General features: G+C 34.1%; 24 protein-coding genes. 13 read left to right on the top strand and 11 right to left on the bottom strand.

Going from position 1 to position 21,765, the window contains the following annotated elements; genetic code table 11:
• Positions 1-333: 333 nt before the first annotated feature.
• Positions 334-1,212, top strand: coding sequence for an SDR family oxidoreductase (locus tag EXE30_RS03465; protein ID WP_130161213.1), 879 nt, complete (start codon positions 334-336; stop codon positions 1,210-1,212).
• A 51-nt stretch (positions 1,213-1,263) separates the two neighbouring features.
• The gene (locus EXE30_RS03460) at positions 1,264-2,232 is read left to right on the top strand and encodes a methyltransferase (protein ID WP_130161212.1); all 969 of its coding nucleotides are present in this window, start codon (positions 1,264-1,266) and stop codon (positions 2,230-2,232) included.
• Between the two features lie 23 nt (positions 2,233-2,255).
• Here EXE30_RS03460 and katE read toward each other — a convergent pair whose 3' ends face one another.
• Positions 2,256-4,391 (bottom strand): catalase HPII, encoded by a 2,136-nt coding sequence (gene katE, locus EXE30_RS03455; RefSeq protein ID WP_130161211.1) that lies wholly within the window; start codon positions 4,389-4,391, stop codon positions 2,256-2,258.
• Between the two features lie 50 nt (positions 4,392-4,441).
• Complete coding sequence (locus tag EXE30_RS03450) at positions 4,442-5,854, bottom strand: iron-containing redox enzyme family protein (protein ID WP_130161210.1); 1,413 nt, start codon at positions 5,852-5,854, stop codon at positions 4,442-4,444.
• Positions 5,855-6,087: 233 nt separating this feature from the next.
• On the opposite strand from EXE30_RS03450, the gene EXE30_RS03445 reads away from it, so the two are divergent.
• The 4 genes from EXE30_RS03445 (at position 6,088) to EXE30_RS03430 (ending at position 8,167) form a co-directional block, all read left to right on the top strand.
• Positions 6,088-6,552 carry a CinA family protein gene (locus EXE30_RS03445; protein WP_130161209.1) on the top strand — a complete coding sequence of 155 codons (465 nt, stop codon included), beginning with the start codon at positions 6,088-6,090 and terminating at the stop codon, positions 6,550-6,552.
• 242 nt (positions 6,553-6,794) lie between these two features.
• Entirely contained in the window at positions 6,795-6,980 is a 186-nt protein-coding gene (locus EXE30_RS03440) for a hypothetical protein (protein WP_005196089.1), read from the top strand.
• A gap of 95 nt (positions 6,981-7,075) precedes the next feature.
• Positions 7,076-7,396, top strand: a complete 321-nt coding sequence (locus EXE30_RS03435) for a hypothetical protein (protein ID WP_130161208.1) — start codon at positions 7,076-7,078, stop codon at positions 7,394-7,396.
• Positions 7,397-7,489: 93 nt separating this feature from the next.
• Entirely contained in the window at positions 7,490-8,167 is a 678-nt protein-coding gene (locus tag EXE30_RS03430) for a DUF421 domain-containing protein (protein ID WP_130161207.1), read from the top strand.
• A 6-nt stretch (positions 8,168-8,173) separates the two neighbouring features.
• Here EXE30_RS03430 and EXE30_RS03425 read toward each other — a convergent pair whose 3' ends face one another.
• The 3 genes from EXE30_RS03425 to EXE30_RS15855 form a co-directional block, all read right to left on the bottom strand.
• Positions 8,174-8,605 carry a hypothetical protein gene (locus EXE30_RS03425; protein WP_130161206.1) on the bottom strand — a complete coding sequence of 144 codons (432 nt, stop codon included), beginning with the start codon at positions 8,603-8,605 and terminating at the stop codon, positions 8,174-8,176.
• Positions 8,606-8,895: 290 nt separating this feature from the next.
• Positions 8,896-9,174 (bottom strand): hypothetical protein, encoded by a 279-nt coding sequence (locus EXE30_RS03420; protein WP_130161205.1) that lies wholly within the window; start codon positions 9,172-9,174, stop codon positions 8,896-8,898.
• Positions 9,175-9,548: 374 nt separating this feature from the next.
• Positions 9,549-9,710: a hypothetical protein gene (locus EXE30_RS15855; protein WP_165382360.1), complete on the bottom strand. Its 162-nt coding sequence runs from the start codon at positions 9,708-9,710 to the stop codon at positions 9,549-9,551.
• Between the two features lie 293 nt (positions 9,711-10,003).
• Between EXE30_RS15855 and EXE30_RS03415 the strand changes: the two genes are divergently transcribed.
• From EXE30_RS03415 to EXE30_RS03400, 4 genes are all read left to right on the top strand, one after another.
• Positions 10,004-10,189: a hypothetical protein gene (locus EXE30_RS03415; protein WP_121928391.1), complete on the top strand. Its 186-nt coding sequence runs from the start codon at positions 10,004-10,006 to the stop codon at positions 10,187-10,189.
• 292 nt (positions 10,190-10,481) lie between these two features.
• Positions 10,482-10,952 carry a hypothetical protein gene (locus EXE30_RS03410; RefSeq protein ID WP_130161204.1) on the top strand — a complete coding sequence of 157 codons (471 nt, stop codon included), beginning with the start codon at positions 10,482-10,484 and terminating at the stop codon, positions 10,950-10,952.
• Between the two features lie 591 nt (positions 10,953-11,543).
• Positions 11,544-12,395: a trehalose-phosphatase gene (gene otsB, locus EXE30_RS03405; protein ID WP_130161203.1), complete on the top strand. Its 852-nt coding sequence runs from the start codon at positions 11,544-11,546 to the stop codon at positions 12,393-12,395.
• A complete protein-coding gene (locus EXE30_RS03400; RefSeq protein WP_130161202.1) occupies positions 12,383-13,819 on the top strand; it encodes a trehalose-6-phosphate synthase in 1,437 nt (478 codons plus the stop codon). Before otsB ends, EXE30_RS03400 begins: the two co-directional genes overlap by 13 nt.
• Positions 13,820-13,874: 55 nt before the next feature.
• Here EXE30_RS03400 and EXE30_RS03395 read toward each other — a convergent pair whose 3' ends face one another.
• Positions 13,875-15,065 (bottom strand): MFS transporter, encoded by a 1,191-nt coding sequence (locus EXE30_RS03395; RefSeq protein WP_130161201.1) that lies wholly within the window; start codon positions 15,063-15,065, stop codon positions 13,875-13,877.
• A 366-nt stretch (positions 15,066-15,431) separates the two neighbouring features.
• Here EXE30_RS03395 and EXE30_RS03390 point away from each other — a divergent pair, with 366 nt between their 5' ends.
• The gene (locus EXE30_RS03390) at positions 15,432-16,076 is read left to right on the top strand and encodes an SOS response-associated peptidase family protein (RefSeq protein WP_130161200.1); all 645 of its coding nucleotides are present in this window, start codon (positions 15,432-15,434) and stop codon (positions 16,074-16,076) included.
• Positions 16,077-16,138: 62 nt separating this feature from the next.
• Here EXE30_RS03390 and EXE30_RS03385 read toward each other — a convergent pair whose 3' ends face one another.
• The 5 genes from EXE30_RS03385 to EXE30_RS03365 form a co-directional block, all read right to left on the bottom strand.
• Positions 16,139-16,783, bottom strand: a complete 645-nt coding sequence (locus EXE30_RS03385) for a glycosyltransferase (protein ID WP_130161199.1) — start codon at positions 16,781-16,783, stop codon at positions 16,139-16,141.
• A complete protein-coding gene (locus EXE30_RS03380; RefSeq protein WP_130161198.1) occupies positions 16,780-17,379 on the bottom strand; it encodes a class I SAM-dependent methyltransferase in 600 nt (199 codons plus the stop codon). Before EXE30_RS03380 ends, EXE30_RS03385 begins: the two co-directional genes overlap by 4 nt.
• A complete protein-coding gene (locus EXE30_RS03375) occupies positions 17,366-18,148 on the bottom strand; it encodes a PIG-L deacetylase family protein (RefSeq protein ID WP_130161197.1) in 783 nt (260 codons plus the stop codon). Before EXE30_RS03375 ends, EXE30_RS03380 begins: the two co-directional genes overlap by 14 nt.
• A complete protein-coding gene (locus EXE30_RS03370) occupies positions 18,136-19,146 on the bottom strand; it encodes an acyl-CoA dehydrogenase family protein (protein ID WP_130161196.1) in 1,011 nt (336 codons plus the stop codon). The genes EXE30_RS03375 and EXE30_RS03370 overlap by 13 nt, the downstream gene beginning before the upstream one ends.
• A 542-nt stretch (positions 19,147-19,688) precedes the next feature.
• Positions 19,689-20,222 carry a TetR/AcrR family transcriptional regulator gene (locus EXE30_RS03365; protein ID WP_130161195.1) on the bottom strand — a complete coding sequence of 178 codons (534 nt, stop codon included), beginning with the start codon at positions 20,220-20,222 and terminating at the stop codon, positions 19,689-19,691.
• 147 nt (positions 20,223-20,369) lie between these two features.
• On the opposite strand from EXE30_RS03365, the gene EXE30_RS03360 reads away from it, so the two are divergent.
• Both EXE30_RS03360 and EXE30_RS03355 read left to right on the top strand, forming a co-directional pair.
• Positions 20,370-20,942 carry a hypothetical protein gene (locus tag EXE30_RS03360; protein WP_130161194.1) on the top strand — a complete coding sequence of 191 codons (573 nt, stop codon included), beginning with the start codon at positions 20,370-20,372 and terminating at the stop codon, positions 20,940-20,942.
• Between the two features lie 14 nt (positions 20,943-20,956).
• Complete coding sequence (locus EXE30_RS03355) at positions 20,957-21,751, top strand: SDR family NAD(P)-dependent oxidoreductase (RefSeq protein WP_130161193.1); 795 nt, start codon at positions 20,957-20,959, stop codon at positions 21,749-21,751.
• Positions 21,752-21,765 lie beyond the last annotated feature (14 nt).

Below are 21,765 nucleotides of genomic sequence, written 5' to 3'. Positions count from 1 at the left end.
AACAACACCCTTCTTTTTAAATATCCCAAGCTTAGAACATGATTTTTCATAAATATAACGTTTAAAATTAAAACAAAGTATAAATTCTTATTAATTGAGTTTGTTGATGCGCACACATATCAGCAACACTTAAATCTGAATTATATTTATTTTTAGAATAACCCTATTAAAAACTTACTTATCAAATAGCATTAATTCTATAAATTTAATTTATATTCAACCATCACTCACTACGCAATAAATACAAATACAACCAATCTAAATATAGTCTTTACTCAAAATAACATTTTTTTAAAAGATTATAGAATGTATCTATTTTAAGGACGCGCAAAGATGAACAATACATCCCATGAATATCCTGCTTCAGCTCCCGCACAAGAGCAACAGCATCAACCTGGTAAACAAACACTGATGCACCCTATCCCAGAGGTTATCAAAACAACACATCAGGGAAGTAATAAGCTTAAAGACAAGGTCGCTTTAATTAGCGGTGGAGATAGTGGCATAGGTCGCTCTATTGCTGTTTTATTTGCAAGAGAAGGTGCAGACGTTGCTATTGTTTACTTAGAGGAACAAGAGGATGCAGATGAGACAAAGCAGTTAGTAGAAAAAGAAGGTCAACAATGTTTGTTAATTAAAGCGGATATCACCGATCCAAATGTTGCCACTGATAGTGTCGACAAAGTGATCAATGAGTTCGGTAAAATAAATATTTTAATCAATAATGCGGCGGTACAATTTCAACAAAGCAATATAGTGAATATCAGCGATGAACAACTAGAAACAACTTTTAGAACCAATATTTTTTCCATGTTTTATTTCACCAAAGCAGTACTTCCTCATTTAAATGAAGGAGATAGCATCATTAACACCACCAGTATTACCAGTTATCAGGGTCATGATGAATTAATTGATTACGCCAGCACCAAAGGCGCGATTACAACCTTTACTCGGAGCTTATCCAATAACTTGATGAAACAGAAAAAAGGAATTCGCGTAAATGGGGTTGCACCTGGTCCGATTTGGACACCATTGATCCCGAGTAGTTTTGACTCAGAAACTGTGGCAGAGTTTGGTAAAAATACGCCAATGGGAAGAATGGGACAACCCAGTGAAGTCGCCCCTGCTTTTCTATTTCTAGCTTCAGATGATGCCAGCTATATTACGGGACAAGTGATCCACGTCAATGGTGGTGAAATCGTCAATGGTTAAGTAAACAATCAACCTCGGCTCAGAAATTTTTATAAAAATAAGAGACCTACAATGAAACAACACCTTGATACATCGCTTCTCCAGCAACATGCTTTGCTCTTTTTATTAAAATTTTTAAAAGAGCAAAATTATCGATTTACAGTAATTACTCCACTAACCCACGAACGTATTATAAAAAGAAAGGAAGGTTTATCATCAAGGTTTACAACACTTAGAGATATTTTTGGATGGAATCTGCCTTTCGCTCCTGAAGATTTAGACCCTCAACTCTTTGTCCTCTTGGAAAAAGCAGATCTTATCCGCATTGAGAACAACCAATGTTTCAGTAAAATCCGTGTTGCATCATTAGAGGATGAATTATTTATTCATTCTGCTTTTCCAACCGTAGAAAATGATGCCGTGTTTTTTGGCCCCGACACCTATCGATTTTATTATCATCTTAAGCAATATTTACTCACTCAATCTCCATCCTGCCAACGAGCTGTAGAGTTATGCTGTGGGACATCAGCTGTCGCGATTTCAATTGCCAAACGCTTTCCCTCAATTTCTGAGATATTTACTGCGGACATTAACCCTAAGGCCTTGTTTTATAGTCAGGTAAACCAACAATTTAATGGCTTAGAAAATATTTATCCTATTCATAGCAATTTATTTTCTAATTTAGAGGGGAGTTTTGATCTTATATTTGCCAATCCCCCTTATTTGATGGATATCCAAGAACGGCAGTATCGGCATGGTGGAAACAATTTAGATGGTACAGAATTGTCCTTCAACATTCTAAGAGAGGCCGTAAAAAGACTTGCCCCGAATGGTAGCATTTTTCTATATACAGGAATTTCAATCAGCCAATACGGCAATAAATTTTTGGAAGCCATTCAAAGTTGGATCATCAATTATCCAACTTTGAAATGTACCTATGAGGAAATCGATCCTGATGTATTTGGCGAAGAGTTAGAACAACCGAACTACCAACACATCGAAAGGATTGCAGTCGTTCTAGTCAAAATAACTGCAATCTAGTGTTTATCATCATACCAAATCAACTAAGCTGGAATCGCCTCTATCAGCGCTTCTCTTGACCAAATTCGGTGATGTCGTAGAAGATGTTTTAGTTTTTCTGCGACATGACGAAAATCGTCCTGTATAAGCGTTCCTTCATCAGGGCTTAACTCAAGTTGATCCAACAATGCTGATTTATCTCCTAAAAAGACCATAGGCTTTAAATGCTTATAAGCTTCAAGTAAATAATGTTTGGTCACACCATCTGCGGAAACCATATTCGAATTATCACCATCTACGATAATGACAGCATCATATGCAATCGAAGGTTCGGCTTTCTGCATCCCATCAGATGTGATTTCTTCATCTCGCATACCTTTTACTGGAGCGGGCATTGGGGTTAGTAAATGAGCAATCACCTTCTCTTTCATCACCCAATTCTGAATCGTACGCACGCTTTCAGCATTGACGTTATCATGAATTAATACCGCTATTTTTCTGCCTTTAATATCTTCGGGGATAAAAGCTTGCATAGAAAGTCGTTCGGACTTTTCGATCATGGCATGTTTGAAATTCTCGGCCAAATCAGGCACTTTTATTCCTAAATTTTTGCCGACTTGTTGCGCTAAATCTGTATCAATATTGGCCAAAATAGATTGCACTTCTCTTTCTCTAATGTGTTGACGTTTAACCTTACTTAATTCAAAGGTATAAGCGTCCACCACGTGTTTCTGTTCATGTGGCGCTAAACTTTGATAATACAAACGTGCTTGAGAAAAATGATCGGAAAATGATTCACTACGCTGACGAATTTTATGACCATCAACACGTTCCTGATAACTCTCGAAACCACCATTCTGAGTAGCAACAGGAACTTCAATCGGCCAATTATTGTCAATTGAGTTAGGTTGATAAGATGCCTGCCCCTTATGAATTTCAGATTGATGCATTGCATCTCGTTGATGATTGTGAAAAGGACATACAGGCTTATTAATCGGAATTTGATGGAAGTTCGGTCCACCTAAACGACTCAGCTGCGTATCGGTATAAGAAAACAAACGAGCTTGTAAAAGTGGGTCATTGCTAAAATCTATACCAGGTACAATATGACCTGGACAGAATGCAATTTGTTCTGTTTCAGCAAAAAAATTGTCAACATTACGATTAAGTACGAATTTTCCGAGCGGTGTTATCGGCACTAATTCTTCTGGAATAAGTTTAGTAGGGTCAAGCAAATCAAAGTCAAAGCTCATTTCATCTTCTTCTTCGATGATCTGCACGCCTAACTCCCATTCAGGATAAATGCCCTGCTCAATAGCTTCATATAAGTCCCTGCGATGAAAATCAGGATCTTTGCCTGCTAATTTTTGTGCTTCATCCCAAACAAGTGCATGCACGCCTTGTTTTGGAGTCCAATGAAATTTAACAAATCTTGCTTTTTCATGTGCATCGATCAATCGGAAAGTATGCACACCAAAACCTTGGATCGAACGTAAATTACGTGGAATAGCCCGATCGGACATTGCCCACATCACCGCATGAGCAGATTCGGGTACCAATGATACAAAATCCCAAAAAGTATCATGTGCACTCCCGCCTGTTGGAACTTCTGTATGTGGTTCTGGTTTGACTGCATGAACAAAATCAGGAAATTTAATGCCATCTTGAATGAAAAAAACAGGCGCATTATTACCAACTAAATCAAAATTACCCTCTTGGGTATAAAATTTGATGGCAAAACCTCGGATATCACGAACGGTATCCGCAGAACCACGTGGGCCTTGTACGGTCGAACACCGTACAAAAATAGGTGTTTGAATCGTCGGATCAGTTAAAAATCCTGCCTTTGTAAAACGTTCATTCCCTTCATATGCCTGAAAATAGCCATGTGCACCGACACCTCGAGCATGCACAATCCGTTCAGGAATACGTTCATGATCAAAATGAGTGATTTTTTCTCTTAAAATAAAATCTTCGAGTAGTGTTGAACCTCGAACGCCAGCCTTAAGACTATTTTGATTATCGGAAATTTTCACACCTTGATTAGTCGTCAATGCTTCATTGGTTGCATCTGTACGGACCTGATCAAGTTGAGCTGTTTTCTCTGTCGTATTGCACTTATCTGGAGTTTGACCTGCTAAGGCACTTTTCGTTTCAGTGTTTTTAGTGTTGTCATTCATGTGGCGACCTATTTACAGTTAGCTAGAAAATAAAAAGTTTTGATGAATCGTTATCGGTTAAGTGAGCTGGTTAAATAAGGGAATAAAAGTTCCGTATATTTTTGCGTACTCCATAACCCTATAGTTTTGTGATGAGTATCTGGAGCTAAAAAAGGTGTCAACTTTGAAAGCTTAAGGGCCAGATTACTGGTCTGACTAACTCTTGTTTGCAAGCTTTCCAGTTCCCCATCTGAGATATAACTAAATAAAAAATCATGGATCGGCTGTTCTCTATCAACGTGTTGGTGATAAGAAAGAAAAGTAGATGCGTACTGTTCTCCCGCAATCCAATCATGAATAATTTGCTTTTCTGTGGGATTAAATACCCCATACATCTTTCCATCTTGATGGCTAATCAATTTCCAGAACAAACTTTCTTCAGGGGCTTTATTAAGTTTGATCCATTTTTTTTCTATCAATTGATTGATAAAACTTCCAATTTCATCAGGATTGGAAAGCCATTGATTGATAGATTTACAGCCGATTTGCTGCTTGTCGTTATGTACTAACTGCCCAATTAAAGCTTTCCGCTTTAAAATTTTATGAACGAAATCTTCTAAGTTGAGATTGTTAATAATTTGCAGTGAGGTAATTCCATGTTGATTTAATGCATAACCACGTTTTAGTTTATTGATAAAAACCGCTTTATCCTTAAATTTTTTATAAAAATTTTCTAAAGTTTTTAAAGACTTATGAGCATGACCATTATCAAGATTATCAATCGTAATATGTAAGTTAAAATATTTTGAATCAATCCCTAATTCTTTAAGCTCATAATTAGTGATCAGAAGATGCAAAGGCAATTTCTCATAACCGAAGTTAAATCCTACGATTTCTGGAATAAATTCTGGGGGTGCATACCCTAAAGCCAATTGAATTGCGGCATGGTGGTAGTATTCATCATCGAGAAAAAGCTCAAAATCATCTAAACCAAGAACTCTTAAAAGATCATCATAAATACATACATGATTGGATTTAGCTGAACCTAGTCCCAATTCCTCCAAATAAATCAAAATAAGATCATGAAATGCAGGATCATTCCAATAATTCACAATACTATATAACCAAGAGCCATCAACTTTTTTTATTGGTGAGACTTTAATCAGAAATTCAAAGGCTTGACCTATATTTTTAAAATATTCTCGCTGTCCACCTAATTGTCTTCGGCTTATATAATCTTGATAGGCATTACCTGTTTTTTTATTTTCCTCTAGATACCAGTGCTTTATATCACCGATTTGATCGGGAAAATGAACATCATCTAAACATACTTGTTCAAATTCCATTTTTAATAAATTGACAGACTTCTTCTCTTTTTCAATGTTAGCAATATTCCCGTCAAGGAAAAAAGAAACTAACTCATAATAATTTTGATGATCATCCTGTATCAAATCAAGTAACCTTTTTTTGACGACAACTGGCATTTTCACTCTCCAAGTTGAAAACATAAAAACAAGCTTACGGCTTACTATCTTTATTCATACCGATTTTTTGTTAAAGCACGTTAACAGGAAAACATATTATTTTAAAAAAAGCTTTTTATTCAGACATATATAAAATAGTAGAATTACAATCCAATATTTTGAATTATTTAAAATGGAAACAAATAAAATAAATGCTCAATAATTTAATCAATCGTTAAAAAGGTGATCAAATAATGTTAAAGACAACATGTAACATATTGGCGAAGAAAAAATTAACAATATTTTTCTTTGAGAGTGCTTCTGCCGGTTATTTGTCTTACCAATTCTCACTCAACCCACTTTCGGGAAATATCTTAATCGGTAGCTTGGTCTGCTATGATTTAAGTGTTAAAGAAGACTTACTTAAAATTTCATCCAAATTAATTCAAAGGCATACCGCTGAATCAATGCAAGTCACTAAAGAAATGATTAAAAAAGGGAAGAAAAAAATTAAAGCCGATATTTATGTTTCATGTACAGGATTATTGAAAAAAGGTGGATCTGAATCAAAGGAAAAACCTGTAGGAACATTCTTCTATTGCATTGATTATAAAAACAAGATTTATAGTTTTCGAACTGAATATAAAGGAAAACCAGAAATAAAACTACAGAACCTATTGATAGATATATGTAAAAAAATTGAAGAAATCATAAGCTGAGAATATAATTTTTTGATTTGTTTCATCCTGTAGTACAAACATGAACTTATATTAAATAATGTTTTTGTTTCTAAGACTGTTATATCTACAAGTCTCTATTAATTAATTAGTTAATATAAAAAAACAATTACATTTAAATATAGTGAAACATGCTCACCCACTTCAAAATAAAAAAATATGTTTTACTAAAACCATCTGATGTACTCAGATAATTTTATTATAGTTAAATGAGGTATACGATCATGAGTAATACAAATAATCAACCGAATGAAGAACGTAACAATCAGCAAAGAAAACAACCAAATGATGATAATCGCCAGCAACAACATCAGCAACAGCAACAAGACAAGCGCGATTCTCAACAACAAGGTTCAAACCAAAAAGACGCTAATCGTCAAGGATCGAATCAAAATAATCAACAAAAGTAATATTTGATTATTTTTAGATCTGAAGAGATTTAGGAGAATAGTTAAATATTCTCCTAAATTTTATATTCATTCGATTAGTGATTCGGAGAATTCTAATGAAAGAAGTAGATATTACAAATCAACATCAGCAAAATCCACGTGTTACTATTGATCCAAATGATCATTGGCGTAATAGCTATGTCACTCGTCCCTATTATCAAGAAGCTCAACTTGATACACCAGATTTAGATTATGACCGAGATTTTTCAAAAGCTTATGAGCTTGGTAATCGAGCACGCTCTGAATACGACCGTGATACTCAATTCGAAGATGTCGAAGGTAGTTTAGAGAAATCATGGGAAGAGCTAAAAGCTGAATCTAGGCTAAAATGGGAACATGCTAAACAAGCGGTTAAAGATGCTTGGGATAAAATATAAATCTGACATGTTGTAAAAAATGAGCTTATTTTTTAATAAGCTCATTTTATTTATGTAATATAATAATATCTATAATAAAAATGGTAGTAAAAAATGGAAATACTAGACATCTTTATACATGATACAACATGGGATTTTATCCTAGAAATAATTATCCGTTGTTTTTTCATGTTTATTTTTATCCTCTTCTTCTTAAGACTATCTGGTAAACGAGGCATCCGACAACTCTCTATATTTGAACTAGCTATCATTTTAAGTCTCGGATCAGCGGCTGGTGATCCGATGTTTATGGATGACATACCGCTTATCCAAGCATTTGTAGTCATGAGTACAATTATTATTCTTTATCGACTAGTGACTTGGGCGATGATGAAAAACGAAAAAATTGAAATACTCTTAGAAGGAGAATCACTCTGTATCATTGAAGATGGCATGATGGTGATACACGATATAAAGAAAGGAAAGTATTCTCATGATGAGTTTTTTGCTGAGATGCGTCAACAGAGTGTAGAACATTTAGGTCAAATAAAAGTTGCTGTTTTGGAAACAGATGGTTCCCTGAGTATTTTATTTTATACAGAGAAAGAAACCAAATGGGGCTTACCTTTGTTTCCAAAAGATTATAAAAAATCTGAATATTTGAGTCCAGAAACCTTCTATTCTTGTATGAATTGTGGCGCAACGCAGCATTTACTGCATTTAGAACAGGAATGTCCACGTTGCCAAGCGAAGAGCTGGGCTAAGTCCTTATCTACACCCCATCTTCATTAATCCATTTTATGTTGTAGTTTCTTTATATTGAAAATATAAAACTATTGCATCTTCATCTGTTTTTGTTTTATCTACAATATTCCCTAAATCATCATAGCAATAGCTAGGTTGAATAACTTTATCCTTTATTGGTTGTTTTATTTTTTTAGTGGGAATCGTGACTTTTTCTACAAAACTCGCAAGCCACAATATATATTCATCTTTATTTTTACTCTTTGGTAAAATACTTATATCAATATTAATAGGTACATTTTGTGAGTTCATCAATAATTCTTCAAAATCTATATAATGATGAAGCATCTTAAAATTTGTATCTTTTACTGTATTTCTTAACTCAATCATCAAATTATTAAGATCCTCAACTGGATCATCAGAGAATCCTTTTGATACTTTTAAATTACTATAAATTTTCTCTGCTAATTTTAAGTACTGAGGCATTTGTTAATTCCTTTATTTTATCCTTCATGAATTTTCGCAGGAATTAAAGTAACCCATTGTTAATATTGTTTTAATTTATGAAATAAAATCTCGTAGAAGAAACATAGAAAGTACACTGAAAGAGCTCTAGGTATCGCAAATAAAGATTATTGTGACCAACATCACATATCGTAAATTTATATAAAGATATTGAATTACTTTTTAACACCAAAAATAGAAATCTTAAATTAATTGTGGTTAAAAACTTCATAGAAAATTCTTAACCACAACATCCTTAGAATTGTTAGTTTTTAATTAGAAGGAGTTCTACTTGATAAGTTCGTTTGAGTATTATCATTTGTTAAACCTGCTTCATCACTTTCATTCATCACAGGAGCAGAACTACCATGTTGTAAATCATCATGTAACTGAGCTTCCCTAGAATGATCCATTTCAACTGGTTCCGTTTCTAAAGCATGGGGAGTCGTTGTCTCCTCTCGACTCATCGTATCAGCGTCTTTATTTTTTTCGCATCCAGCTAAACTGAATACAAAACATAATGCTAAACTTTTTAATAATAGATTATTCATCACTTTGTACCTCTATTTTGTCTTTGTTAATAGATAATAGGTTCTATACTTCTATAACCCTGACTATTTTCCATAAGCTAATATATTCCTTTACTCCATAAATAAAATTTTAGCCACTTATTTAAGTCTATCTTATTCTAGAATCACTTTTATCATCTACCATCACCTCCAACTCTTGCCAACAAGGTTCCTTGTCATTAGTAATTTAAGAATATGTTTTTGAAGGTTCTTGACCTATGCTTTATGAAATAAACTATCTTTGGGTTCTGTTACTTCATATAACTTTAAAAAGTATATATCTATATCATAAAAATCACTGAGATAGGAATTCATTAAAAAAGAAGCTTGGTTTAAGCTTCTTTTTTAATCTAAATTTATTTCATAAATTTACTCAAAACTTTTTTCCCTTTGACCTCTTCATTTAAATCATGAGCATCACTTTTTTTATCATCAGACAATCTACTCTTATCCTTGTGAGATTTATAATAACAACCCAAAGCGACACCTGTTCCCAAAGTAAGAATCGTTTTTAACATGAGATACCTCTTTAATGCATTTGAAGACTTATATTAGTAGCATTTTTATTGTAATCTTTAAGCCCCTCTTCTATAGCTTTTCTTTAAAGAATGAAAACTTATGTAAAAAACATCATTATGGAAAACAAATATCAATACAAATCAAAACTTTAAATTTAACACAAATTTATTTCCAAACATTACTAAACATCTTTATTTAATATAAAAACAATTTTATAAATAAAAAACATCACAAAAAAAAATTTAACTGTCTAATCTATTTATCAGATAGCAGATAAGAAAGTGAGTAATAAATGTCTAAAATAAAGTCTTTTGAAGAAAAATCAATTCAAGATTTAGAAAATTCCATTAATAAATGGTTAAGGGAAGAATTTTCTAACCATAATCTCAAGGTAAATATTAAAAATATAAGCCATTGTCATACTTACAATAATTCAGAAATACTCGTTACTGCTCTCATTGCTTATGAATATAAATAGTTTATTTTAAATTAGATACTTATCAGCTCATGAAACATTAATACAACATTATATTCTATAATTATATAATATTTACAATCCTTTTTTTTATGTAAACAATTCCTTCTAATCGATACTTTTAATAAATATAAAAAACAACATGATAGCAAAAAAAACTCTATTCATTATTGTCTGCTTACAACTTTCGTTTCACAAAATCATCATTACTCACACGAGTCATCATAACAAATACAATCAGTAACCTAAAAACCTTCATAATTTCTAAATGATATGGACTTGGCAGGAGCAAGAAATGCCACAATTTTTACGTATAGCTGAAAAAGTCTATAGAAACTTGCAGGAAAAGAAAGATACGAACAATGATCCCATAGAAAACCTCAATACATTGATCATCGAAATTCGTAAAGAAATTAAAGGAACTAAATTAAAACTACTTTACAACTTTATTGATTTTGAGGAGTGTTTAAATAAGCCTAATCAAGAATGTAAGGTTCAGTTAGATATCAGTTTAATTCCTAAAATTAAAAATGAAGATGAATTCATTTTATGGTTGGCAGGTTTTATTGAAAGAATCACTACGGATGGTAAGAGAAAAGCACCTCCTCCTCTCAGAAGTGATATCCCGCCAGAATTTCAATTCAACGCTACACAAAAAAAAGATAAACCCCTTTTAAACATTAGGGAGTACTCAAAAAGTGTCGAACAAATTGATACTTATTTTAAATCGGAAGAATATACAACTGGATTAAACAAAGAACAATAATTCAATTACTAGAAGTGTGCCCTTGACCGATCACACTTCTTTTTTTTGACTAAATTTTAAATTGATCTACTTAGTTTTAATTAAAAAGCTACTCAGCTACTCAGCTACTCAGCTACTCAGCTACTCAGCTACTCAGCTACTCAGCTACTCAGCTACTCAGCTACTCAGCTACTCAGCTACTCAGCTTGTTATAAAGCAAAATATTCTAGATAGTTACTCCAACCATTAATCTTACGTTATATTTTAATATCTAAAAAAGTAGATACATTATAAAGCATCTGAATAATTAGTTATAATTTTATACTACCCACTCAAACCTAATATAATCTTATTATTCGTTGTTAAAATTACATCTAAAATTTAAATTAAAAAAAATATTTTATCATCCACACAACTTTAATAAAATTTTTTTATCACTATAATAACAAGCACTTGAAAAATTAATCATAATTGTAAGAAAAATTTACTATGTATCATAAAAATTACTAATGTAAATTATGTTTTTCTTGTGTTTGTTTATTGACAAATCAACTATTTTGTTAAAGACAAACCCGTATAATAAGCATAAGTTTATTAATAGAGATAATAAAATTGATTTATAAATCAAAGAAAAACGAATCAAGCTCGGATAATTTAGAGAATTTACGCGCTGATTTAGCTCTGGATCATAGAAAAAAATGTCTATTTTTAGATATAGATGGGACTTTATGTGATTTCAAAATAAATCCAAATGATTGTTTTATTCCATCTAATACTTTGTTTATTCTAGATAAGATTTTGTCTTATAACATTCCTGTAATTGCTGTGACTGGTAGGGACTTTCAGTCTGCCCATAAACTATTTAAGTATATTAATCTTCCAATTGCAGCACTGCATGGATCAGAAATATATCTAAGCCACGAGAAAAAAATCATTAATTCAAAAAAATCTCTTGAAATCTCTCATATCTATAAATTGCTTGTTGATTCCTGTAGTCCTTATCCACACTTTTTTATTGAAAATAAAACTACTTCTATAGCTTTACATTATAGAAAATGTCCAGAACTTCATGAAAATGCAAAAAAAATAATATTGGAAATTCATGAGCTTTTTCCTCATTTAAAGTTAATTGAAGGAAAATTTGTTTTTGAATTAATTTCCGCTGAAGCAAATAAAGGATTAGCTATAGGAAAAATTTTAGCTCTTTTGAATCAAACCGAAATTTTTACTCCAATTTTTATTGGTGATGATCAGACAGATGAGGATGGATTCTATTTTGTGAATCACTACAAAAATGGAATCTCGATTAAAGTTGGCGATGGTCTTACACATGCCAAACATCGTCTTAGAGATATTAATCAAGTATATGATTTTTTCAGCATATTTTTAGAACACATACAAAATGATGGCAAAAACAATTTAAGTAGTAATAACTTAAGTGGAGAAAAAACATGTCTAAATTAATTATCTTATCCAATCGTGTGAGCATTCCTAATGCACAAAAACCTTCAGCAGGTGGATTAGCTGTGGCGATACAAGATGCTTTAGATGATGTAGGCGGTATATGGCTAGGATGGAATGGAGAGACTGTCCATACGAAAGAACAAATAAATTTTGATGTGCATCGTAAAGGTCGGATTGATTATGTCACCTGTCCTTTAACTGAAAATCAATACGCAAGCTATTATGCGGGATTTGCAAATAATGCTTTGTGGCCAGCTATGCACCATCGTTCAGACCTGATTGAATACAAACTTTCGGACTATGAGGGATATCAGCAAGTAAATTATTTATTTGCTAAGAAGCTTGCTGAAATTTCTGAACCCGATGATACGATTTGGGTTCATGATTATCATTTTTTAAGTGTAGCAAAATATTGTCGTGAATTAGGGATGCAAAATAAAATTGGTTTCTTCCTTCACATCCCTTTTGCTCCTTTATTTATTTGGCAAAAAATTCCGTCTGCTCCGCAATTAATTGAGAACTTATGCCAATATGATGTGGTAGGTTTGCAAACTGAAAAAGATCAGAAAATTTGTATGCAAGTCTGTACATCGTTATTGAAAGCACAAAAAATTCAGCGCGATTTATTGAGTTTCCATCAACGATTAACAACTATAAAGTGCTATCCGATCGGCGTAAATCCTGCCGCTATTCAAAGAGCTGCTCAACAGTTTGTCGATACAAAAGATTTTCTAACCCGCACTATTGAAGTTAACTCACCCAAAACGATTATTGGTGTAGATCGTATTGATTATTCAAAAGGATTACTGGAACGCTTTATCTCTTATGCCGAGTTTTTAGAAAAATATCCTGAATACAAGCAACATATACAACATTTGCAAATTGCCTGCCCTTGTCGGTTAGAAGTCCCCGCATATCAACGTTTATTTGAGCGTTTTAAGATTAAAATAGATCTTATTAATCAGGAATTTGCACAAAATGGATGGCAACCAATTGAATGTTCTTACGATGCTATAAAACATCATCACTTGATGCAAATATATCGTCAAGCAGATGTTTGTTGGATTAGCTCAATACGGGATGGAATGAATCTCGTTGCTAAAGAGTTTGTGGCTGCTCAAGATCCTGCAAACCCTGGTGTATTAATTTTATCCAAATATGCTGGAGCAGCGGAACGGATGGCAAAAGCCATTCTGGTAGATCCAACAGATAAGTTAGCTATGGTAAACGCTTTAAAAACAGCTTTAGAAATGCCAAAGCAAGAACGTATTTCACGTTATAAGCAACTTATTAAAGGTTTAAAAGATTTTGATATTAATGATTGGCGGAATGCATTTTTAAATGATTTACAATACGAAACCTCTTTACAAGATTTCAAACAAATGGGCCTACGTAACGTTAATTCTATTTATCAAAACTTGTAAACACTGCATCATTCAATGAACTGGCAATATCGTCCTATTGCCAGTTCATGATCTTTTATCGAATGTAAGTAAATCGATTCAAATATAAAGTCATTACGAGTAAAGCTGACAATCCCATAAAAACAGTACTTAAACCAATTAATTCTCCAATCATCCCAATAAAAGCAGGCCCTACTAAAATGCCGGTGTAAGCTAAAGTAGAAACACAAGATAATGCTGCTGTTTTGGACATTAACGTTTGACGACCCGCACGTGAAAACATGATAGGTACAATGTTAGAGCATCCCGCACCGACCATCGTATAACCAATCAATACCAACCACCAATGAGAGGCGACACTAACCAAACTTAAGCCAACAGTTGAAAAAATAGCACTGTAGGCCAGCAGTTTTTTCTCTCCAAAATATTGAATCAAAGCGTGCCCAGAGAAACGACCTATAGTCATTGCAATTGCAAAGAAGGTGTAAGCTAAACCTGCAAAAGCAGTATTGACTCCATACTCTTGAGTTAAATAAATCCCACTCCAGTCCATCGCTGCGCCTTCAGTCATAAAAATGATAAAGCAAACAAAACCTATTAGTATAATTAAGGGTTTTGGCAAGCGTTGGCGAATCGTCATTTTGTCTACAGATGTTTTTTCAGATTCAGTATTTTCAATTTCTTTGAGGCTCAAAGGTACAGCAAGTAAAGCAATGAACATCAGTAATACACTTATAACAATGGCACTCAAAAATGGTGAAATTTTAAATGTGAGCAAAGCTGTGATCGTTAACACACCTGCTAAACCACCTAAACTACACATTCCATGAAAGCCAGACATGAGCGATTTTAAGCTATTTTTTTCAACAACGACGGCTTGAATGTTTAAAGCTACCCCCAAACTTCCTGCTGCTGAACCAAATAGAAATAACGACACCGCCATCATCAACGGCATGTTCCATAAGCTTAAACTTGGTAATAATAAAGCAAGTAATAATAAAGCGATTCCTATCGGTACCCGACAACCAATAAGCTGCACAATCTTACCTGTTGCTGGCATCGCAATCATTGCTCCTAAGCCACTACATAGCAACAATAAGCCAAAATCAGCATGATTAAAATTCAAACGCTGTTGAGCAAAAGGAATTAAAGGTGCCCATGCAGCTGTGGCAAAACCTAAACTGAAAAAACTAATACGAGTTGAAAGACGTTGAGCACTTAATTGGATTTCAGGATCAATAAGAGCAGTTCTGGGAAAAAGGATCATTTAATACCATCCATACAAATTAACTCAGTTCTTCCATCACAGATAAATCTCCATAGAAAAACCCCTGCTAATCTATAGAGGACATCTATAAATTCACAGAGGCTTTTGTGGCGAAATTATACACAACTTAATTTTTAAAACATCTTTTTTTACAAAAAATATATCTATAAATATTAACCACTTATAACAACTTAAAAAATATCTCTTTTATCTTGATCTGAATGGTTACTTAAGTTTTTCTTAAACAACATGAAAATTTTTTCAGTCATATAACTGATGCAAGAGAGATACAAAATACATAACCTTAATAACGCGAATTTGGTCAATATTAAAAAACATATAACACTTTAAAATATAGAGGTTACTATGTCTGCAAACTACAAACCTATCCGTAAAGATCGGGTTCAATTTTTAAACTTAGATGAGCCGAATTTCGATTATAAATCTGAGCTTTATCCTGCAAATGACACCCCTATTTTAATCTCATCCAAAGGTAAAATAGAATGGAAATTAGCACGCTTTGGTCTTATTCCGTTTAAAGCTGAAGACTTTAATGAAGTCAAAAATATATATAATGTAGATGCTGAAATTGTTGTAAAAGAAGTGAACTTGCAACACGCGTGGAATAAAAATCAGTTCGCCTTGATTCCAGTAGAGGTTATATTTGAACCCAAATATATAGATGATAAGGCTCATAGCTACGGAATTTATCGTCAAGATAACATGCCCTTTACTATAGCCGCTATCTATGAATACGCCACAATTGGTGACAAAGAAATCTTATCGATGAGTATATTAACAATTAATGCGGATACCCATCCATTGATGAAACAATTTCGCGCTTCCGAAGATGAGAAAAGATCTTTCGTTGTCATACCTGAAGGACATCGCTTAGATTGGCTTAACTGTGATCATGAACAAGCGCTGGAGTTTATAATTGAATTCTCACCTGATGAATTCACTGCTGCGCCTAAATCAGAAATGCATAAGTACAGACCAGACCTTTATTGATACATGTAAGCTTCTAACTTTTAATCACTTTTATAATTTTAAAGTATTTTTTAATATCCATTCTAAAGCTCATTGAGAAAATGAGATAAGCCCTGCGGCGCTCGAGCGATTAGACGGCTACTCGTCGTAACACGAACCAAATTACTCCAAGTAATATGACAATACTGTTTGATAAATTTTTGAATGAGTAAAACATCTTCATGGCAAGGCGTTGGCTCAAAACCACCTGCTTGAATATAGGCATCGACTGTAAAACTTAGGTTAGCACCATGAATATGTTGATGATTCATTTGATCTTGATAATGTGATAAATATCGCTGCTTTTTTAACATGGATAAATGACTAAAATCATCTAACATCACAATCCCACAAATCGCATCAGTTGGTTGATGTTGCATTTGGCACACTAACCAGTCTGGATTCACATGACTGTCAGCATCCGTACAAGCAATCCAAGTTACCCCTTGGGTGATCAAATAACGTATACCTAGATCCCTTGCTTTACCTACGCATGCATAATTACACTCAATCCAATTTACTTGATACTCTTGCACTATAGATCGTGACTGATCCATACAACTATCTAAAACAACTAAAACCTCTACATGATAATCCCTCAACTCTTGAATCGCACGTTGAACTGATTGTAAACATGTAGGTAAATATTGCTCTTCATTATGAGCAGGAATCACGATACCTATTTTCATATCAAACCCTCCTGCTGCGCTAATGTGGAAGGATTAACTGTCCAAAGGTCTACCATAAAATCTGGATCGCTCAAGCTCAAATAATGTTGAAATGGCAAATTCTGTTTACAATACTGATGAACCCGAAAAGCATCAAGTTCAAACCCCTGAATTTCATGCCGCCAATGACAACATAAAATTTCTCCTGCCTCGCTTAAACTACATTTCAATTTTTCGATGAGCTGATGTAATTCAGATAAAGATAAGTAATAAGCCACCTCACTTATAATAATCAAATCAAAAACTTCGTTTGGAAAAGCCTGCGGTATGCGTCTGTTTTCTATTTTCACGTGTTTTAATCCGTTCAAACGCTGTGAGGCTAGCTGAACAGCGTAATCAGAAGCATCAAGGCATAAAAGCTGATCAGCCCTCTCTGCCAAATGCATACTTAAATGACCATTTGAGCACCCTATTTCTAAAACTTTTGGATAATGTTGTCTGGTCAATAATGCAAGGCAAATCTGTCTTTTCCGAGCTTCATACCAATGAAAGTCATATCCCCAAGGATCATCATTGTTACGATATAGCGCTTCAAAATACTGATTAGAATGAGTCACTGAGATAGACCTCATATGGCATCAAAAGACGATTAATTACTTCTGGAGACAACACTGCACCTCTCCCCGTACTTTCATCTGCTTCTAATTGAGTTTTAAACTGTAATATAGCCTGATGCTTTTTTGTTAATTGTTCCTCAGTAAGTTGATACGTTCTCGCCTGCTCCCAATCAATACGTGGATCAAACGGCGCCGCCCAGTGCCAAGCCCATATTAATACTTGTAAATAAAATAATCCTTGTGCTTTTGCAAAAGCATGGGTCGTTCTACCAACAGCTTCATGGTCTGGATGCCCATCAAGCATATAACTGCAAATAAGAATGTCATTTGGTTGAACGATTTTGCTTAGGCCATGTGATAGGTCTTGAGTTTGCAAATGAAGGTGCCCATCAGATAAATTTAACGCAATACGCTGGCAATAATCTGTAACTCCTAAGCAATTCAATGCAGCTAAAGTTTCTTGCGGGCGAATAATATCTAATTCATCTGGACTATATTTTTTAGACTGCGGATGACTTTGCGTTCCATTGCTCACTGCTAAAATCAAAATAGTGCAATTTTGTGCTCTGAGTTGCTGTATTAAGCCCCCGCAACCCAATATTTCATCATCAGGATGCGGTGCTACTATTATGATTCTTTTAGAATAAAATGATTCAAAATTAAGCTTTGGCAAAGGTTGCTTTTCAAATGCGCGTAACCACTGTGATTTGGATGTTCCATGACCAACAATGATACGATCGTCTACCAGTAGATGTGCTAAAGTTCCCATACACTCAACTCCCTCAAAGTCAGTTCAGCAATTTGTTCATAATCAAAAGCGGCATGACTTTGTCGAATAAATACTGGTAGATCCGCCATTAAATTTGCAAAAATGTGGTTTTCACAGAATGGGCGAGCTCCTAAAGCTTTTCCGACCAGCTCTATCACCCTCAAACAGCATTCCTCTGTTTGTGCTCGAAGTATTCTTATCTCACGTTCATGACTATGAGTCGGTTTATCATCAATACGATCGGCGATATAATGAAAATATTGCTTCGTCACAGCAAGTTTTTGAGATAATTCGCCTAAATACATTTTCTTAAATGAATTTGGACTCTCCTGACAGTTTTGTTGTAGAAAGCTCATTAAACGAGCAGCCGCACCATACCAGCAAGCAGCAACTCCTGCTGCTCCATGCCAAAATCCCGCTCGATCTAGATAACTATTGGGTTCACCAATAAGCCGAATGGGAGTGTTTTCAAAATATACTCGTCCCGTTTCAGTTGCTTGCATACCAATTGCTTTCCATTGAGTTAAATCTACATGAATAGACGGTTGATTTAATTCAACAACACCAAGTTGAGCTTGTCCTTCTTTATTTTTATAACTAATCAAAGCCTTTTGAACAAATTGGGCTCCAGAACACCAATATTTTAAGCCATTACAAAGATCATTTTTTACTTGTAAGGGCGTTGGTCCTTCAGCAGCCCATACTGCCCATATTTCTTTCGCCCCATCTTCAAATGAACCCAACTCATGCAAAATACTAAGTGCATCACAATGTGATTCAAAAAGTTTTGCTAGACTTAAATCAAAACCTGCAATTTGAGCGAAAGTCTGCCAACGTTGGTAAGTTTGTCCGGAAGTGGGATGCGGTAACCTATCCGTTAAACTTACTAAATGTCGGAGTGCTTCAAGACGTTGCTTACTTTTATCTTCAGATACGTTATTTTCGAGTTGATTCAATATATTCATGACTGAGATATTTATAGGTATTTTGATGTTCATTTGAAATAATTATTCACAAGTATTAATTCCAACATAAACGAAAGATCATGTTTATTTAAATATATAAATTGTAATAAAAAGTTATTATTAAGATTGTATTTTTCATTTCAATTTTTTATTAGAGAAGAATTTAAAGTGTTTTAGCCATGCATTTCAAAAAAACATTTTTTATATTTGAGATAATAAAATCTCTCAACAAAAACCATTATTTACTTTATAATTACGCATACATAATCATATATTTAAAAAATAATTAAAAAATATTATATTTATTTTACGGTTTATTCATATCTAATTTTAAGTTATTTCTAAAATTCTGATTCAGGGAGCTAAACCTGAATATTCTAGAATACAAAATGTACACCACTACCAATACATTGATTGAAGATAAATTGATTGGAAAACTTTTTTTTAATTCTTTATCCATTTTAGGATGCCTTTTTCTCAATCAGCTTAAATTTATTGTAATGGCAAACCTGAGAAAATCAGTGACTATTCATCCACGCCAAAAACTTTTTCACTTTTATTAATTTTTCATAATTCTATAAATTAAACAATTCACTACAAATTGCATATTTTTCTTTATTAGTGACTTCGTGTACCAACAATCCTTCAACCGTAAAAACAGCAATTTTTACTCTAGCCTCAATTCTCTCCTCTGCAACGCCAGACTGTCTTAACTCTTGGCGTAATAGATTTTCAACAAGAATATGAAAACGCTCATGCCAAATATAAATTTCTGGAGAAAAATGCAATCGTGCATGTACCGTATTGACAAGTTGTTTTACCAATTTAAACTGATCAATTACCCACACTATGCGCTCAACAATATCTTTTGTTTGAAGTTCAATATATGCAGAAAATCGATCGATAAGTTCAGTATTTAGAATATTAACCAATAATTCATCTTTATCTTTGAAATACCAATAAATTGTGTTTGGTGCAACTCCTGCAATAGCAGCAATTCGGCTCATAGACGTAGCTTCATAACCCTCATTTAAAAATAAGGTACGTGCCGCACTAATGATTTCTTTTTGTTTCTCTTCGCGGTCTTGTAGGCGTTTATTACGAGCCATCACTATCTCCAATTTCTTAACTTAAAAAATTTATAGCTAAGAAGACCATTTATCGGTTTTATTTTACACCATCTTGAATGTCATTCAAGAAATGTTTAAATTCAACTTAATCTTGAATGGCATTCAAGAAAGAAGGGAGAAAGAAATATGAAGAAATATTTTACAGAAGAAGATTTGCTACTACTTTCACTACATGAACTTCTCGATTTGTTTCAGACACTTGATTCACCAAGTATAGAAGAGATGAATGGTGAATACGCTGCATGTCTATTAGCACAACCCAATTGGGTAGCAGACACGATGGGGCAAATCACTTTAAACAACCCTTTTCGTCGATGGCTTAGTAAGGCTTTTCGACCTATAGATGCCACTACAGGTCGCGGTTATAACACTTTTTTACAAGGACATCGCATTGTTCAGTGTTATCCAATGCTGACAATGATAGCCCCCTCTCGCTTCGACAACCAACCCGCGTATCAACTTATTTATCGACAATTTCACTCCATCTGCGGCAGTATCAATATGGTAGATGAAATCAGAAAGGTTACACCTGATTTATATCTTGGCATTGGTACGTATGGATTTACAAATAATCAACGTCTTATTCCTTATCCGTTTTTGTTAAAAGGACCTCATACACCCTATAGAGGTGATATTGGTCGTAAGCGGAATGGCTTTAAGATTAGTTCACGTGAAATTCCAAAACTAGCCTCTCATTAACATAGGTAAGTAAAATGACCATAAAAAATCGTACCGCACTCATTACAGGTGCTTCTGCTGGAATTGGCAAAGCATTTGCACATCATTTAGCAAAAGAAAGATATTCTTTATTATTAGTCGCACGTCGTGAGGAACGCTTACATGAACTAGCGGATGAATTAGTAAAAAAATACAATATCAAGTGCAATATTTTTGCTGCGGATTTAAATGATCCATCCGCACCAGCTGCGATTATGTCTTATGCAGAAAGTTTGGGAATCACAATAGATATTCTAATTAATAATGCAGGTCTGTCGGGCAAAACTGCATTTGCAGAAACGCCTTGGTCAAAACTAGCAGCAGAAATCCAATTGATGATCACGAGCGTGACAGAACTTTGCCATAGAGTATTACCCCAAATGCAAAAAAATGGTTGGGGACGAATTATTAACCTTTCCTCACTCGCAGCATTTTCGCCACCTGGAGCAAGCCTTCTATACACTGGAATCAAGCATTATATCTTAGATATTTCTCAATCACTGGATATGGAGTTGAAACCTCAGGGGATTCATGTCACAGCACTTTGTCCTGGATTCACACATAGTGAATTCCACGATGTGATGGGTACTCGTGATGCAGCGAATAACCTCCCCTCAGTCCTTTGGCAAGAACCTGAACAAGTCGTCAAAGAAGGCTGGGATGCAGTCATGAAAGGTAAACCTGTATGCGTACCAGGTTTAGTTAATAAAGTGATTGCGAGTAGTGTTCGTCCTTTACCCATGTCACTGCAATACTTTCTTGGTAATCACATGAACCCTTTTAAAGAATAAAAGTTAGCAAAATC

It is taken from the genome of Acinetobacter halotolerans (genome assembly GCF_004208515.1).
In the GTDB taxonomy this organism is placed as follows: Bacteria; Pseudomonadota; Gammaproteobacteria; order Pseudomonadales; family Moraxellaceae; genus Acinetobacter; species Acinetobacter halotolerans.
This window is presented reverse-complemented; position numbering and strand designations above follow the sequence as displayed.

Excerpts from the sequence above, each read along its gene's own strand:
- EXE30_RS03465 (WP_130161213.1), top strand. The coding sequence starts at position 334 with ATGAACAATACATCCCATGAATATCCTGCTTCAGCTCCCGCACAAGAG.
- EXE30_RS03460 (WP_130161212.1), top strand. The coding sequence starts at position 1,264 with ATGAAACAACACCTTGATACATCGCTTCTCCAGCAACATGCTTTGCTC.
- katE (WP_130161211.1), bottom strand. The coding sequence starts at position 4,391 with ATGAATGACAACACTAAAAACACTGAAACGAAAAGTGCCTTAGCAGGT.
- EXE30_RS03450 (WP_130161210.1), bottom strand. The coding sequence starts at position 5,854 with ATGCCAGTTGTCGTCAAAAAAAGGTTACTTGATTTGATACAGGATGAT.
- EXE30_RS03445 (WP_130161209.1), top strand. The coding sequence starts at position 6,088 with ATGTTAAAGACAACATGTAACATATTGGCGAAGAAAAAATTAACAATA.
- EXE30_RS03440 (WP_005196089.1), top strand. The coding sequence starts at position 6,795 with ATGAGTAATACAAATAATCAACCGAATGAAGAACGTAACAATCAGCAA.
- EXE30_RS03435 (WP_130161208.1), top strand. The coding sequence starts at position 7,076 with ATGAAAGAAGTAGATATTACAAATCAACATCAGCAAAATCCACGTGTT.
- EXE30_RS03430 (WP_130161207.1), top strand. The coding sequence starts at position 7,490 with ATGGAAATACTAGACATCTTTATACATGATACAACATGGGATTTTATC.
- EXE30_RS03425 (WP_130161206.1), bottom strand. The coding sequence starts at position 8,605 with ATGCCTCAGTACTTAAAATTAGCAGAGAAAATTTATAGTAATTTAAAA.
- EXE30_RS03420 (WP_130161205.1), bottom strand. The coding sequence starts at position 9,174 with ATGAATAATCTATTATTAAAAAGTTTAGCATTATGTTTTGTATTCAGT.
- EXE30_RS15855 (WP_165382360.1), bottom strand. The coding sequence starts at position 9,710 with ATGTTAAAAACGATTCTTACTTTGGGAACAGGTGTCGCTTTGGGTTGT.
- EXE30_RS03415 (WP_121928391.1), top strand. The coding sequence starts at position 10,004 with ATGTCTAAAATAAAGTCTTTTGAAGAAAAATCAATTCAAGATTTAGAA.
- EXE30_RS03410 (WP_130161204.1), top strand. The coding sequence starts at position 10,482 with ATGCCACAATTTTTACGTATAGCTGAAAAAGTCTATAGAAACTTGCAG.
- EXE30_RS03400 (WP_130161202.1), top strand. The coding sequence starts at position 12,383 with ATGTCTAAATTAATTATCTTATCCAATCGTGTGAGCATTCCTAATGCA.
- EXE30_RS03395 (WP_130161201.1), bottom strand. The coding sequence starts at position 15,065 with ATGATCCTTTTTCCCAGAACTGCTCTTATTGATCCTGAAATCCAATTA.
- EXE30_RS03390 (WP_130161200.1), top strand. The coding sequence starts at position 15,432 with ATGTCTGCAAACTACAAACCTATCCGTAAAGATCGGGTTCAATTTTTA.
- EXE30_RS03385 (WP_130161199.1), bottom strand. The coding sequence starts at position 16,783 with ATGAAAATAGGTATCGTGATTCCTGCTCATAATGAAGAGCAATATTTA.
- EXE30_RS03375 (WP_130161197.1), bottom strand. The coding sequence starts at position 18,148 with ATGGGAACTTTAGCACATCTACTGGTAGACGATCGTATCATTGTTGGT.
- EXE30_RS03370 (WP_130161196.1), bottom strand. The coding sequence starts at position 19,146 with ATGAACATCAAAATACCTATAAATATCTCAGTCATGAATATATTGAAT.
- EXE30_RS03365 (WP_130161195.1), bottom strand. The coding sequence starts at position 20,222 with ATGGCTCGTAATAAACGCCTACAAGACCGCGAAGAGAAACAAAAAGAA.
- EXE30_RS03360 (WP_130161194.1), top strand. The coding sequence starts at position 20,370 with ATGAAGAAATATTTTACAGAAGAAGATTTGCTACTACTTTCACTACAT.
- EXE30_RS03355 (WP_130161193.1), top strand. The coding sequence starts at position 20,957 with ATGACCATAAAAAATCGTACCGCACTCATTACAGGTGCTTCTGCTGGA.